This window comes from Arcobacter roscoffensis (assembly GCF_024267655.1).
In the GTDB taxonomy this organism is placed as follows: Bacteria; Campylobacterota; Campylobacteria; order Campylobacterales; family Arcobacteraceae; genus Arcobacter_B; species Arcobacter_B roscoffensis.
This window is the reverse complement of the sequence record NZ_CP100595.1, coordinates 944,472-958,354: the sequence shown is the minus strand read 5'-3', so window position 1 is coordinate 958,354 and position 13,883 is coordinate 944,472. Positions and strand designations below refer to the sequence as shown.

Genomic DNA, 13,883 nt, shown 5'->3' with positions numbered 1-13,883 from the left:
TATTACCCTTTCTCTTATTCTTGACCCATAGATCTAACTTCAACATCAACTTCAGGAGCTAAGTCAAGTTTCATTAATGAATCTACTGTATCAGGAGTCGCTGCAATGATATCAATCATTCTTGAATGAACTCTGATTTCGAATTGCTCTCTTGAATCCTTGTTTACGTGAGGACCTTTAAGAACTGTATATCTTCTGATTTTAGTTGGTAAAGGTATAGGACCTCTCAACTCAGCACCAGTTCTTTTAACAGCTTCAACAATTGAAGCAACACTTCTGTCTAAAACTCTATGATCGTAAGCTTTAAGCTTTAATCTGATTTTTTCCATTTTTTTCCTTTAAAGAACTCGTTAGACGTACCAAAAAAGCACTCTAACCACATTTAGTGGACGCGGATTATAACTTAAAAGGTATTAAATGTCAAGTATAATGGGGTTTAGATAGAAAAAAAGCATATTTTATTTCCTTCTATAAAGGAAAGATAGTGTAAATTCAGCATCATTTTAAGTATATACTAAGTATAAAGCTTAAAATTTGGGACTATTACAAAATGGAAACAATTTGTGAAAACGGCTTATGAAATGTGTGTACGCATAAAAATAGACTATCTAAGATTACATTACTCACATTTCATTTACAAATCTAAAGCTTTAAAAGTACTCCTTTTACCCTTCTTATTACTTAATATTCTTCTTACTCTATGTCTTTATATATAATGTTTATCTTCCTTAATGTGTATTCTTTTTATATATAAGCCTGATCTAGCTCATTACTATCTCTTACATTCTTTATTCCCTCTAATATATAAATAATAGTTTGTCTTGATATGATCTGATAGCTATTTAACAATACCTAATTAGTTGTATCATCCAAATGATAGTTTATTCATCATCTTCTGATGATGCATTTATTCTCTTTTGATAATTAACTAGTATAAATTTTGAAGTTGGTTTTATTAGAGATTCTGGTAGTTGATTACAGAAGAACCAATTAATTGATATATTTCTTTTAACTAAGAAGCTCATTATCTCTTGATAGGGTATTGTCCCTCTAGCTTTTTGTTTTCTGAAATTATCATAGTTTATTCTCAGTGCCTGTGCAATATCTTTATCATATATATTTTTATCTTTAATCTCATTTGACAAAATGTCTTTAAGTTTTTCGATTATTTCATTAATATTTAACATTTTATAACACATCTTCTAATATTTCTGCAAAAATTTTTGTACACTTTGTAATGCAGATTTTTCTATCTTCTAAAACTCCATATATTTTTGGACTATTTGATTCTACATATCCTGAGTTATCTTTTTCAATAATTTCATCAAAAATTCCAAACTGTAAACATTTTCTATATGTCATATAATGTTCATGGTTCTCAATAATAAATATATGTTCATTATCTATTTTTAATTTGCCAAACTTTCTACTTTTATAAACTTTCATTTTATTTAGTTTTTCTTCTGATTTTATCTCACTGAAATTGTCTGTATAATAATTGTGTTCTGTAGTTATACCTAAAATATATCCTAGATATCTCAAATCATGTTCATTTAATAAATGCAAATTTGATAGGATCAAATCTTCGTAATACTTTAAACCTTTATTTCTAATTAATCTCACTGACAATAATGCATATATTTTAGAATGAATATCATAAGTTGTAGTTCTTGCTTTTTCTATAAATTCATATAAATAATTCATATTTTGTTTGTTACTTATTAAACTACTATAAAAATCTTCTTTTTCATAATTTGATATTTTGTCATGCTCATTTATAAAATATTCTAATCTTTGTAAAAATCTCGAAGCTACATATGCATCCATAGAGTTTTTTAATGTTTCAACACTACTAGCCTTATAAATATATTTACAGGCAAATACTCCAATTGAATATCCCACTTTTGATATATCCTCAATGACATCAATTATATTATATTCTTTCTCACTCATACTAACTCCAAAATAATTTCAGAATAATTATATCTATTTAATAATTAGTAATAAAACCTTCCTTACCTTTTTTTGTATTGAGAATAATGTATAATTAATCTTTTTCATAATTCTAATAGAAGCCTTGCTTTACATTGATAATATTAGATAGTCAAATACAAATCACCCTATCCTCATATTTACCAGTTCTGTAGTTAAGTTGTTTTTCTATTTTGTAGTTTTTATTTTCATTAAGACAATCTTGTTTTGTTAGTTTATTGTTTTGGCTATTACAGCCTGCCATTACCAAGATAAAAATTGTTAAAATTAAAATATTTATACTCTTCATAACAGACTCCTTTTTTTATAATATTCATTATATTTATTAAAGGTATCATAATAGTATCATTTCTAAAAATACTGTATTTAGTGTTTTCTTAATAAAATACTAGTTATGTTCTTCTCCACAAGAACTACAATACTTTAAAGAATCAACTGTCATGTCTCCACAAGCTTTACATTTTACTCTTATTTTATTTTGACAGTTTGGGCAAAAGTTCATTGTTTCATAGTTTATTTTATTGTTGCAGTTATTACATATACTTTTATTGTATGATTCTATTTTTGACATGGAAGTATTTTGAAACTGGCTGTTACTTTCTTTATATTTCTTTTGTACTCTTATTATGATAAAAGTAAATACTACAACTAACACAGCTAAAGCAAAATAGTAAACTACAAATGGGATTTCCAAATTTGCAAAAAATCTCATCAACTTTTCAAAAAACACTTTTGGTAAAAGTGTATACACTAAAGAAATAAAAGATACAACTGTAGGTATAGATACTATTACTAAAACATTTTTTGCAATTATATATAAAATATAGTTCTCTTTTAACATGTATTTTTTCATAGCAAAGAATGATACTAATAAAAGAGGTAATAAAAATGCAAGCGTAATTAAATCTTTTTTTACTTCATATGCTTTTACTTTTGCTTTATAGTCTTCTTTTATCAACTCTTTATTTTCATTGATATAAGAGCTTAGTTTTTTCACACTTTTTGAAGAAGCAAAGTTTTTATCTATTTGATTTATCTTTGTGTTTAACTCTTTTCTTTTTGCTAGATAGTTATTGTATTTGTCTTTAACTTCACTATTTAGTTCTTCTTTATTTTGTGTTTGTATGTTTTCAAAAAGTGATGTGTTATAGTTTTGTCTGTAGAAGTTTATTTGAGTATTTACTGATGCTAATTCTTTATTGATCAATCTTTTTGTTTTACGAAGCTCTTTTATACTATGTTCTTTTTTTACATTATCTATTAAAGATATAACTTCCTTACACTTACTAGATATATTCTCTTTTTGAATAGTATTATATTTATATCTATTTTCATTTGTATAATAGTAACTATTTAAACTCTCAATTTTACTTGATGTTACTATGTTTTTACAAGTACTATTGTATGAATTATAAGGACTATTAAGAACTTTTACTTGAAAGTCTACTCCCATTTGTAAAATAGAGAATACAAATAAATCTAACAGTACTATAAAAATAATAGCAAGTTTAGAGAGTTTCTCTTTTCCTTTAAATACGAAATTGTTTTTATAAAAGTTTTTGAAAACCTCTTTCATTGTCTTCTCCATGAGATATTTATTTTGAAGCTAAGTATATGTAAACTATAATTTAATTCGTATAAAAATATTTAGAATTTTTACTCTATCTTTTAGAGTAAAAGCTCTAAGATGATATAATTGATCATGAAAAAAAGAATTGATGCAAAAACAAAAATAAAACAATCTGCAATGAAACTTTTCAATGAAAAAAATTCATTAAGTATTACTACAAACCATATAGCCAAACAAGCTGGTATATCACCAGGTAATCTCTATTATCACTACAAAAACAAAGAAGAGATAATTCTTGATTTATACAAAGAACTTAGTTTAAATTTTGTAGAACTAAACAGTTTTGAAAAAATGCTAATGCATGATAATTTTTTTGAGGCTATGGATGAGATGTTTAATCAATATGCAAAACTATTTTTTGAATATAGATTTTTACTAAGAGATGCTACAGTTTTAATAGCTATGGATTCTAATCTAAAAAAAGCTTTTACACAAAATCAAGAAATAAGAATAAAACAAATAGAAGGTCTGTTGAAATATCTTATAAAAGAAGGTTTAATAAAAGAGTTAAATAAAAGCTCTTTAAACAAAAGAGCTAAACTTCACTGGTTTATTACAGCTTATTGGCAAAGCTTTGTTTCTACAATAGAAGATGTGACTTTAGAGACACTTCAAGAATCAAAAGAAGTATTTTTTGAGTTTATGATTTACCCAAATTTAACACAAAAAGGCAAGGACTTAATAAGGAAAATGAATAAATAAAACTATATATTTCCCACAAATAAGCTTTTTATAATAAAAAATAACATAAAATTAGTATAGCCAAACCTATTGTGAGATAGGGACGGAAAGTCACGGGTCTTAGATTTAAGATAGCCGGATTGCACACTCTTATACAACCAATGCAATTGGCAATTTTAATCTAAACTATGAATTAAAATGAAGAAGTTATACGCGAACTACACTTCTTTGAATATTCTAGGAGATTAAAAATGAGAACACTTATAACAAAAGGATTGAAAAATAGCTTCTTATTAGCTGTTTTTTCCTTCACACTTATTCTACTTATGCATATGCAAAAAAACATACCTGTTTTCAATTTGTTTACAACATAATAACAAAATAAAATGTGGAAATTAGATTAATAGAAGTTTTCTTCCAAAAGGAACTTCTATGTCTTCACTTAGAACCCAAACACTTTCATATGAAGGCTCATCTTGGGGAAACTTTCCAAAGCCATCAGTAAAATATAAAAGTAAATTTACCTCATCAATATTTTCATCTATGTATTTAAAAGTATTTTCAAAGTTAGTTCCTCCTCCACCTTTTAAAGTGTAAGATAGTTCATCTCCAGCATATAAAATATGATGTTCATGCACCTTTGCATCAGCCACTAATAAATCAATCTCAAAGTTCTCAAAACTATTCATGATAGATTCAACTTCTGCTAAAAATCTAGATAAAAGTTTTCCATCAATAGAACCTGAACTATCTATACAAACCACAAGTTTAGCCTTTGTACCTTGTAGCGATGGCAAAGCAATGCCTTGGGAAATATATCTTTTATTTGGAGGTATTAACTTATAATCAAACCTTACAGATTGCTCTATTATATTATAAAGTTCATCTTCCCAAGAGATTTTTCCATCATATAGATTTGGTACAAGTATTTCTATTCCTAGAGGTAAATCACCTTGAAGTTTTGCTTTATTTAAAAGCTGTTCATGCATATCTTGTATTTCTTGATTATCATCTATTTCTTGTTCGTACTGTTTTTCAAACTTTATTTGTGAAACTTGTTCAGGAGTGTGTTTATCATCATCTATTTCATTTTCAAGTGCAGCATAAATAGCCTCTGCACTCATATCATCAAATCTTTCATCATAGTTTACACCATCTGGAAGTTCTAAGCCATTGTTTACAAGTAAACAATTTATTGCATAATCTGTTGCTAAAACCCAAAGCCATTGCATTCTTAAATCTACTCTTTTATCATGCAAAAATGCTTGATGCATTGCTGAGTTTGTTAGTACAAAACTTAACTCTTCATCACTTAATGAGTTTATATAATCATCATTATATTCAAAGTTTGTACTAGTTGAAAGATATGTTTTTAAATCCTCATTTAAAACAGCCTTTTGACTTGAAGCTATTGAGCCAAAATATGGTTGTTCTATTATAAGAGAGGACTTAACTCTTGAGATTCTCTGTTCAATTTGATTTTGCAAGACTTAGCCTATCAAAAACTTATTTGCATCACTCCATGTCTTCCATGAAGGTGAACTCTCAATATTAATACCCTCTTTTTGAATATCTCTTATAAGCATTACTGAAAATTCATTTGGTAATTCTAAAGAGTAATCTAAAACATTTGTAATTGTCTCTATACTTTGATTTTGTTTTAAAGCATAAGTTATTCCTGTACATAAAGCATATAAAACAGAGTTATTTTCTGGAACTTCCTTTAAGCTTCCATCTAAGATACTACTTATATTGGGTAAATCTTTCATAACCTTACAATAGTTCATAAACTCAACTGCACTATCTTTTCCAACTGCACCACTTATAACTTCTTCCAGTAAGTTCATTTCAAGTTTTGATTTTAAGATGTCATTTACATAAGACCAAGACCTAGGTGTTGCAAAGGACTTTTCTTTTGACTTTGCATCAAATGTAAATAAGTTTTCACTTTTATATGATAAAAAAGAAATGATTCTAATATCAATATTTGAAGTATAAGCCCACTTCTTCCACTCATCAAAATCCAAATCAAAATCTAAATGCACAAACCTATTTGCCAAAGGTGTTGGCATTCTGTATGTCACACCTCTATCTGTTTCATAGTTACCTGCTGCAATGATTGCATAGTTTAAAGGAAGAGTATACTCACCTATTTTTCTATCTAAGATAAGCTGATAAGCTGCTGCTTGTATAGTTGGAGGAGCTGAGTTTATTTCATCTAAAAATAGTATCCCCTCTTCTTGTGAATTTGTATCAGGTAAGAACTCAGGTTTTGCCCATACTGCACTTTTTGACTCTTTTTCAAAAAAAGGTATTCCTCTTAAATCAGTAGGATCAAGAAGGCTTAGTCTTAAATCTATAAAATTCATAGCCTTTTCATTTGCTATTTGTTTTACAAGTGAAGATTTACCAACTCCTGGATTTCCCCAGATAAATACAGGTACTTGACTTTTTATCATAGCTTCTAAAGAGTTTTTTAATGCACTTGCTTTCATATCTTACATTCCTATATTTTTTCTTGTAAATTCTCTAAAACTATCATTATTAGAGATTATTGATTTTAAACCACCATCGTACTGAAACTGTAATAATACACCTATGGGAGTACTTACATTTGCACATAGAGTCTCATTTATAAATCTATCTTCTTTTAGACTTAAACTTTTTAAAATCTCTTTAGAAGTACTTATATTTGAAGCAAGAGAGATATTTACATCGTAATCATCTAAAGCATAAAGAGATTCAAACTGCTCTTTAGTTAATGCTTCATTATGAGCAATTGAGATATTATATATCTTGTCTTGTTTATTTAAAAACTCTTCAATTTTTTCATTTGGACAGTTTTTATTTTTTAGAAGATTTATATTTGCATTATCTATATTTTTTTCAAATGCTTTTTCAATCATGCCACTAGTTAAACTCTTGTTCATACATAAATAAATAAGTGAAATATCATCTATATTTTCAAAAAACTTATCAAACAATCTTTCATCTAAACTTACAACTTTAAAAAGTTCTTTTCTTAAAACATCATCTTTTAAAAACTCATCTATCATATTCTCATCATAGTTTGAAGCCTTTATCAAAGAGATGTTTACCTCTTGTATATTTTTTTCAAAAAGCTTTTTTTGAACCATAGCAGATATAGCTTCATTTAAAGCTAAAAATCTTAGTTCATTTACTCTATTATTTTTGATAATCTGTAAATGCATAGTCTTAGAACTATTTGGATTTAAAGCTACAACTTCTTTAAGATTTAAAGGCTGGTTTTCTTGAGCATTTTTATCAGAAATTGAGAAATCAGGCATATTATAGATAACCTCTAAGAGCTTATCACTACTTGCTTCTAAGGCTGTATAATATACTCCTATTGGTGCATATTGAATATTGTGATTAGTTTCAACTAAACTACAAAACCTCTCAACAATCTTTGTACAAACATCCCTATTTTCATCTGTATCATAAATATCTTCATCTTTAAAGTCATATAATCTTAAAAGCTTTATAAAAACTTCATCTTCAAAATACTCATTACTTAAAAGTTTTAATAACCTTTCTTGGTCTTTAGATATTTTTATAGCTATTAGTATTGAATCTATATCAAGATTCTTTGAAAACTCCTCTTCTAGTTTATTAATTTCTAAAATATCTAATTGGGTTAGAGAGAGTTCATATAACTCCTCTTCTATAATAATAGGTGTAAATTTACCTTTTATAACAAGATCTGCTTTTTCCATACTATCAACAAGAACTGCACCTTTTTGTAATAAATACTTTTCTAACTCTTCTAAATCAATAAGGTCAGTTCTTCCTGTAAAAAATATATTTTTATTTTTATAATCAATCATGTTGGTATCTTATCTTTTCATACTTTAAATTCCTTTATTAAATTAAATATTTAAGCTAATTTTTATTAAAACTTTACAGTTTCTATACATTTCATTTACTTTTGGATGATATAATTAATACATATAATATATGAAGGGAGTTGATTATTATGAATATTTCATCAATTGACAGTTATGGTTTAGATATACCTGATTATGCTGATATATCCATACAACCTTCAAGCCCTAGCTTTGAAACACCAGATCCAGTAGATCAAGTTGCTCCACCTCGTGAAATAGGTGATGCAAGTGTTGTAAATATTGATGCAGTAGCACAAGACAATATACAAACACAAGCTTTACAGCAAGATTTTTTATTTAATCTTGATGAACTAAGAAATGGAAATATTTCAAGAGAAGATTTTAGTAATTTTCTAGGAGATAGTGGCTTAAATAACTTAAATCTGCAAGAACAAGTTTTAAATACACAAAATGATATAACTACTGATGCAAACTATGCAGCTGCTTTATTTAGTATAACTAATGAAACAGCAAATAGTACAGGTGAAAATAAGCTTTCATCTTTTGCAAATATGATGGACAAAATAAATGAACAAACTCAAAGTCCAGATGTAAGAGAGAAATTACAAGCTTATACTTCTAATTTATAAGACAAAACAAATGCTTCTTTGGACTCTCCCCTTGGTAGAATCCAGAGAAAAGAAGAACATCATCATCTTCTTCATTTTTTAAATCATTTACTATTAGATTTTCAAGTGTTTTAGCAATACTTGGAGCAAATGTCATACCAAGCCACCCAAGCCCCATAGCATATACAAGATTGTCATACTCTTCATCTTTTCCAAACAATGGTCTATCATTTGGTGTTAAGGGTCTAAAACCACTCCACTCTTTGATATTTTTCATTTCAAAAGGTTTTGTGTACTTTTTAAAATTTTCTTTTATACTATCTATTTGAGCTTTTACAATAGCAGGATTTGAAGAACCTAATTCTAATTTTGAAGTAAGTCTTACATCACCTCTTCTTGGTGTCATCACAATAAATAAATCATTGAATAAACAAGAAGTTTTAGGACGTAACTCTTCTGGCATTTCAAAAGTTATACTATAACCCTTTGCCGGTGTCATAAGCAGTTGCTTTTTTCTTCTTTTTGCAAGAAGTGTTTGATATCCTGTAGCCATTATAAAGGTATTTGCTTCATATGTAGCACTTTTTGAACTAACGCTAATTACTTTATCATCGCTAAAGCTAATATCTTCAATTTTCTCATTTAAAATAAACTCAACACCATTTTCCATAAGGTATCTTTTCATTTCAAGCATAACTCTTTGAGGATCTAAGTGAGCATTTTTCTTAAATAAAATAGCCCCTTTTACATCAGAACTTGCACAAGGTAAATACTCTTCAAGTCTACTTTTTGTAAGTACCTCAAATCTTTTACTATCTTCATAATTATATTGTTTTAGCTTTTTATCATAGGTGTCTTGCTCTGTAAAAACAGATAACATACCCGTATGATGAAAATCAAAATCTAAACCCTCTTCTTTTTGAAGTTGTTTATATAAATCAATAGTATCTTGTCCGTACTTCTCAAAAAGAATAAGTGTTTTTTTTAGCCTTTCTTCATTTGCATTTTTTACAAATGATAAAAGCCATTTGATAAGTTGATAATCAAATTTAGGATGAAGTTTTACAGGTGATTCACCCTTCATCATCATTTTTATTGTCTCACCCACAACACCTGGATGACTTAAAGGAGCTTTATCAAAAGCTGACAATAAACCAGCATTTCCAAAAGAGGTACTATTTGTAATATCATTTTCATCAATCAAAGTTACTTTTCTTCCAGCTTTTTGCAAAAAGTAAGCACTCATTAATCCAATAATACCTCCACCAATTATTACGATATCTCGTTTCATAAAAAATCCTTAGAATATTTTTCAAATAATATATTAATATTTTGTATTTTTGTAGATAAAATATGTGTGAGTATTATAATATAATTTATTTAATTAATAATTTATACGAAATATTTTGAAGCACTATTTTTTAATTTGTTAAAAATCTCATCAAAATTAGCAGGATAAACTCTATTTCCAGCAATTGAACTTATAAAGTTAGTATCTCCAAGCCATCTTGGAAGCATATGATAGTGTACATGCTGCTCTATTCCTGCACCAGCAGCTTTTCCTAAATTCATTCCTATATTTACTCCCTCACAAGACATTGTCTCTTTTAGCAGCTTTACACCTTGTCTAACACGAACACTCATAACTTCCCAAGTTTTGTCATCTAAGTCTTCAATTTTATCAGTATGAAAATGAGGTATAACCATCATATGACCAGGTGAGTATGGAAACTTATTCATTACCACAAAACAATACTCATCATGAAATAAAACTTGTAGGTTTTCATCATCTAAGTTTTTTGAAATATGACAAAAAACACAACCTTCAATCTTTTCCTCACTAACATAAGAGTATCTCCAAGGTGCATATAAGTGTTCCATAATTTATTATTCCTTATATAAAGTTTGGGGCATCATTAGCAAAAAGAATTAAATCACCTGATCTTGTTTTTTCTGCCAAAGTTTCTTCCATTTTTGATTTATCTTTTAAGATAAATACTTTATCTTCATCAATATTTGAGCTTAGTAAATGAGAGTTTAAATCACCTGTAATAATTGCATAATCAAATTTTTCATTAATTGCATTTGCAAGTAGCATATTTGCTTCATCTGTTGACTCGACTAATCCAGGAGTTATAATCACTTTTCTTCCAGCATATGAAGAACAAATATTTATACCTTCAAGCATTCCTTCAATATTTCCATTAAATGAATCATCAATGATTACTTTACCGCCTGCTTCTATCTTTTGAAGTCTGTGTTCAACTTGAGGTAAGTCTTGAAGAGCTAATTTAATCTCATCTATACTCATACCTAAATGATGAGCTACTAGAATTACAGCTGTTAAATTTACAGCATTAAAACTTCCTAGAACTGGCGCATGGAAATGTTCCATTTCGCCATTAATTTCTACATCAAACCATATACCGTTTAAATCACTTTTTGTAACATGTAAACCGTTTGGAAACTTTGTAATTGTGTCATAATCTTTTATATGAGTTGATTCATGAACAAATCCCATTTCCATTTTTGGAGATTTTAAAAGTTCCATTTTTGTATGAATAATATTATCTATAGTTTTAAAGTACTCAATATGAGCTTCACCAATAGTTCCTACTACACAAAGTTGCGGTTCTAAGAACATTGTAATTTCTTCAATGTCACCTTTTACTCTTGCCCCTGCTTCTGCAATATAAACTTGTGTATCATCAGGTAAATCTCTATTTACATCTAAGACTATACCACCCATTGTATTTACAGATCTTGGTGTTTTATATGTTTTAAACTTATTCTTGATTACATGATATAAAAAGTTTTTGATTGAAGTTTTTCCAAATGATGCTGTAATAGCAACTGTTTTTAAACCTCTAATATTTTCATATCTTTGTTTTGCTTTATGCTTAAAAGAGATAAAAAATATCTTCTCTAAAATAGTAGAAATACCATAAGCTAAAAGAAGTGGTGCAAATATAAACTTATTTGAACATTCTAAACTTGCTAAACAAAGCGCTGTTAATACAAAAGTTGTAAAAAGAAGTATTGTTAAAAATCTCTTTACCCTTGCAGTTAAAACCAAGGGCTTATCTAGTTTTTTATTCCATAATACAAAACTAACTAAGTATAATGCATAAAAATAAATAGCATAATAAAGTTCAGGAATTAAATAAAATAGAACAATTGGAGCTAGGAAGTAAGTGATATGCCACTGCCATTTGTGGTGCTTTAAAACAACTCTTTCTATTTTGTAGTTGTACCATTGAAGGTTAGTAATAAGATACCAACCTAAACTCATTATTAAAACTATATGTGTAAATATATTAAAATATTCAAGGTATTGCATTTTCTATTCTCTCACAAATATCTTTTGCATTTTTTGCAAAGAAGTAATGGTCACCATCATATGATATAAATGTTGAGTTATTTATTAAAGAGGCTATTTTTTTACCAGAATCTAAGGAAGTGGCTGTATCTTTCTCTCCCCAAAAGATTAAAGCTTGATTTTCAAAAGCTTTGAAATTTGCTCTAAAATCTTCGTTTACAACATTTTTAAATGTTGCATACATGTTTTCACTCATAGTATTTACGTCTTTACTTCTAAAAGCTTTTGTAATACCACCTAAACCTATAGAGTTAAAGAATTTAGAAATAGCAATTTTTACTTTTACATCAAAAGCTTTCTCTTCTAAAATACCAGCACTACTTAAAAGAACTAAATACTTAGGCTTTAAAAGTGTAGCTACTTTTCCACCATAAGAATGACCGGCTATGATATCTTTTGAAGAGTTTAATTGAGACAAAAACTCTTCTAGTATTTTGGCGTATAAATGTGTAGTAAGTTCATAAGATGTAGGACTTTTTCCAAAGCCTGGCATATCAATATAGATATGTCTGTAATCTTTTAAATATGAACTAAAAGAGTTTTTCATAATCTCCTTATTTGAACCCCAACCATGCAAAACAACAAAATCTACTTTTGCACTTGGGTTTACTAAATCATAAGAGATTTCATACTCTTTATTATCTACTTTTATACTTTTTTTTGCCAAAACTACTTACCTTTTGCACTATGAATTTTATTTACATACTCATATGAAATTGGTATATGTTTTCTTTTTGGAAGATTTGAAGCTACTTCATTTAATAAAGCATTGAAATCATCAAATAAATAGTTTGCCATAGATCCAGGAATTGAGTTAATCTCATTTAAGTAAACTTCATTGTCAATAACAAAAAAGTCACATCTGATTAATGAACCTTCAAATAAGTTGTTATAGATTCTTTTAAATGCCTCTTTTACTTTTGTATTTAACTCTTCACCAAGATCAATTTCTTTTGCTTTAGAAGTTCTAGAAAAGTCTAAGTATTTTTTATCAAAGTCTAAGAACTCAGCTTTTTGAGGTTCTTCTAAAATAGAGAATTTAAACTCACCATTTACTTTTGTTCCAGCTAAATTATACTCTTTTACACCACTAATAAATGGTTCAATAATAATAGCATCATCAAACTCATAAGCAACATCTAAAGCATAGTCTAACTCTTCTTTTGACTTTACAATAGATACACCAATAGAACTACCTAGTTTTACAGGTTTTAAAATCACTGGAAATTCATCAACTTTAACTTCATCACCTTTTGTGAAATACTTATAATCAACTACATTTACATCAACAGATGAAGCATAACCTTTAGTTAAAAATTTATTTGAACTTACAACACAAGCTTCAACTCTTGGAGCTAAATAAGGAATGTTATAGAATTCAAAAAGTGAAGCCACAACACCATCTTCACCATCACCACCATGCATAAGTGTTAAAGCAATATCAAAGTCTAATGGCTTTTCTTTTGAAAATAATCCACCTTTTTTATAAAAACCATTTTTTGCAATACTTAATTTATCAAACTTTTTATAATCACCCGAACTAAAAAGTTTTGACTTGATTACATCTGTTGGAATATGATAAAACTCTCTATTTTCGTCTAAAAATATATAAACTAATTCATTTTTTAGAACATCTTTCATTGCAATTGAACTTACAATTGAAATTTCATGTTCAAAGCTTACCCCACCGAAAACTATTGCTATTTTCATTAAATTCCTTTTGT

General features: G+C 27.7%; 15 protein-coding genes and 1 riboswitch. Of the genes, 2 read left to right on the top strand and 13 right to left on the bottom strand.

What is annotated here, in order from left to right:
- Positions 1-14 precede the first annotated feature (14 nt).
- The 5 genes from rpsJ to NJU99_RS04645 all read right to left on the bottom strand — a co-directional run bounded on the left by rpsJ (position 15) and on the right by NJU99_RS04645 (position 3,568).
- Positions 15-329, bottom strand: a complete 315-nt coding sequence (gene rpsJ / locus NJU99_RS04665; protein WP_071627220.1) for a 30S ribosomal protein S10 — start codon at positions 327-329, stop codon at positions 15-17.
- Positions 330-881: 552 nt separating this feature from the next.
- Positions 882-1,199: a hypothetical protein gene (locus NJU99_RS04660; RefSeq protein WP_254577565.1), complete on the bottom strand. Its 318-nt coding sequence runs from the start codon at positions 1,197-1,199 to the stop codon at positions 882-884.
- Positions 1,189-1,953 carry a hypothetical protein gene (locus NJU99_RS04655; RefSeq protein ID WP_254577564.1) on the bottom strand — a complete coding sequence of 255 codons (765 nt, stop codon included), beginning with the start codon at positions 1,951-1,953 and terminating at the stop codon, positions 1,189-1,191. The genes NJU99_RS04660 and NJU99_RS04655 overlap by 11 nt, the downstream gene beginning before the upstream one ends.
- Before the next feature lie 151 nt (positions 1,954-2,104).
- Entirely contained in the window at positions 2,105-2,281 is a 177-nt protein-coding gene (locus NJU99_RS04650) for a hypothetical protein (protein ID WP_254577563.1), read from the bottom strand.
- Positions 2,282-2,380: 99 nt separating this feature from the next.
- Positions 2,381-3,568 carry a zinc ribbon domain-containing protein gene (locus NJU99_RS04645; RefSeq protein ID WP_254577562.1) on the bottom strand — a complete coding sequence of 396 codons (1,188 nt, stop codon included), beginning with the start codon at positions 3,566-3,568 and terminating at the stop codon, positions 2,381-2,383.
- A 126-nt stretch (positions 3,569-3,694) separates the two neighbouring features.
- Between NJU99_RS04645 and NJU99_RS04640 the strand changes: the two genes are divergently transcribed.
- Entirely contained in the window at positions 3,695-4,324 is a 630-nt protein-coding gene (locus NJU99_RS04640; RefSeq protein ID WP_254577561.1) for a TetR/AcrR family transcriptional regulator, read from the top strand.
- A gap of 49 nt (positions 4,325-4,373) precedes the next feature.
- Positions 4,374-4,451, top strand: a riboswitch (cyclic di-GMP riboswitch).
- Between the two features lie 247 nt (positions 4,452-4,698).
- Here NJU99_RS04640 and NJU99_RS04635 read toward each other — a convergent pair.
- The 3 genes from NJU99_RS04635 to NJU99_RS04625 are packed head-to-tail and all read right to left on the bottom strand — an operon-like array spanning position 4,699 to position 8,151.
- Positions 4,699-5,790, bottom strand: a complete 1,092-nt coding sequence (locus tag NJU99_RS04635; protein ID WP_254577560.1) for a vWA domain-containing protein — start codon at positions 5,788-5,790, stop codon at positions 4,699-4,701.
- Positions 5,791-5,793: 3 nt separating this feature from the next.
- Positions 5,794-6,798, bottom strand: a complete 1,005-nt coding sequence (locus NJU99_RS04630) for an ATP-binding protein (RefSeq protein WP_254577559.1) — start codon at positions 6,796-6,798, stop codon at positions 5,794-5,796.
- Positions 6,799-6,801: 3 nt separating this feature from the next.
- Positions 6,802-8,151: a hypothetical protein gene (locus NJU99_RS04625; protein ID WP_254577558.1), complete on the bottom strand. Its 1,350-nt coding sequence runs from the start codon at positions 8,149-8,151 to the stop codon at positions 6,802-6,804.
- Positions 8,152-8,300: 149 nt separating this feature from the next.
- On the opposite strand from NJU99_RS04625, the gene NJU99_RS04620 reads away from it, so the two are divergent.
- Complete coding sequence (locus NJU99_RS04620) at positions 8,301-8,801, top strand: hypothetical protein (protein WP_254577557.1); 501 nt, start codon at positions 8,301-8,303, stop codon at positions 8,799-8,801.
- Here NJU99_RS04620 and NJU99_RS04615 read toward each other — a convergent pair.
- From NJU99_RS04615 to NJU99_RS04595, 5 genes are all read right to left on the bottom strand, one after another.
- Complete coding sequence (locus tag NJU99_RS04615) at positions 8,791-10,071, bottom strand: NAD(P)/FAD-dependent oxidoreductase (protein WP_254577556.1); 1,281 nt, start codon at positions 10,069-10,071, stop codon at positions 8,791-8,793. The two genes, NJU99_RS04620 and NJU99_RS04615, sit on opposite strands and share 11 nt — an antisense overlap.
- A gap of 101 nt (positions 10,072-10,172) precedes the next feature.
- A complete protein-coding gene (locus NJU99_RS04610) occupies positions 10,173-10,661 on the bottom strand; it encodes an HIT family protein (RefSeq protein WP_254577555.1) in 489 nt (162 codons plus the stop codon).
- 13 nt (positions 10,662-10,674) lie between these two features.
- Positions 10,675-12,120, bottom strand: coding sequence for a Mur ligase family protein (locus NJU99_RS04605; protein WP_254577554.1), 1,446 nt, complete (start codon positions 12,118-12,120; stop codon positions 10,675-10,677).
- Positions 12,107-12,826, bottom strand: coding sequence for an alpha/beta fold hydrolase (locus NJU99_RS04600; protein ID WP_254577553.1), 720 nt, complete (start codon positions 12,824-12,826; stop codon positions 12,107-12,109). Before NJU99_RS04600 ends, NJU99_RS04605 begins: the two co-directional genes overlap by 14 nt.
- A 2-nt stretch (positions 12,827-12,828) precedes the next feature.
- Entirely contained in the window at positions 12,829-13,869 is a 1,041-nt protein-coding gene (locus tag NJU99_RS04595) for a D-alanine--D-alanine ligase (RefSeq protein ID WP_254577552.1), read from the bottom strand.
- Positions 13,870-13,883 lie beyond the last annotated feature (14 nt).

Coding starts and splice junctions, on each gene's coding strand:
- rpsJ (WP_071627220.1), bottom strand. CDS start 329: ATGGAAAAAATCAGATTAAAGCTTAAAGCTTACGATCATAGAGTTTTA.
- NJU99_RS04660 (WP_254577565.1), bottom strand. CDS start 1,199: ATGTGTTATAAAATGTTAAATATTAATGAAATAATCGAAAAACTTAAA.
- NJU99_RS04655 (WP_254577564.1), bottom strand. CDS start 1,953: ATGAGTGAGAAAGAATATAATATAATTGATGTCATTGAGGATATATCA.
- NJU99_RS04650 (WP_254577563.1), bottom strand. CDS start 2,281: ATGAAGAGTATAAATATTTTAATTTTAACAATTTTTATCTTGGTAATG.
- NJU99_RS04645 (WP_254577562.1), bottom strand. CDS start 3,568: ATGAAAGAGGTTTTCAAAAACTTTTATAAAAACAATTTCGTATTTAAA.
- NJU99_RS04640 (WP_254577561.1), top strand. CDS start 3,695: ATGAAAAAAAGAATTGATGCAAAAACAAAAATAAAACAATCTGCAATG.
- NJU99_RS04630 (WP_254577559.1), bottom strand. CDS start 6,798: ATGAAAGCAAGTGCATTAAAAAACTCTTTAGAAGCTATGATAAAAAGT.
- NJU99_RS04625 (WP_254577558.1), bottom strand. CDS start 8,151: ATGATTGATTATAAAAATAAAAATATATTTTTTACAGGAAGAACTGAC.
- NJU99_RS04620 (WP_254577557.1), top strand. CDS start 8,301: ATGAATATTTCATCAATTGACAGTTATGGTTTAGATATACCTGATTAT.
- NJU99_RS04615 (WP_254577556.1), bottom strand. CDS start 10,071: ATGAAACGAGATATCGTAATAATTGGTGGAGGTATTATTGGATTAATG.
- NJU99_RS04610 (WP_254577555.1), bottom strand. CDS start 10,661: ATGGAACACTTATATGCACCTTGGAGATACTCTTATGTTAGTGAGGAA.
- NJU99_RS04605 (WP_254577554.1), bottom strand. CDS start 12,120: ATGCAATACCTTGAATATTTTAATATATTTACACATATAGTTTTAATA.
- NJU99_RS04595 (WP_254577552.1), bottom strand. CDS start 13,869: ATGAAAATAGCAATAGTTTTCGGTGGGGTAAGCTTTGAACATGAAATT.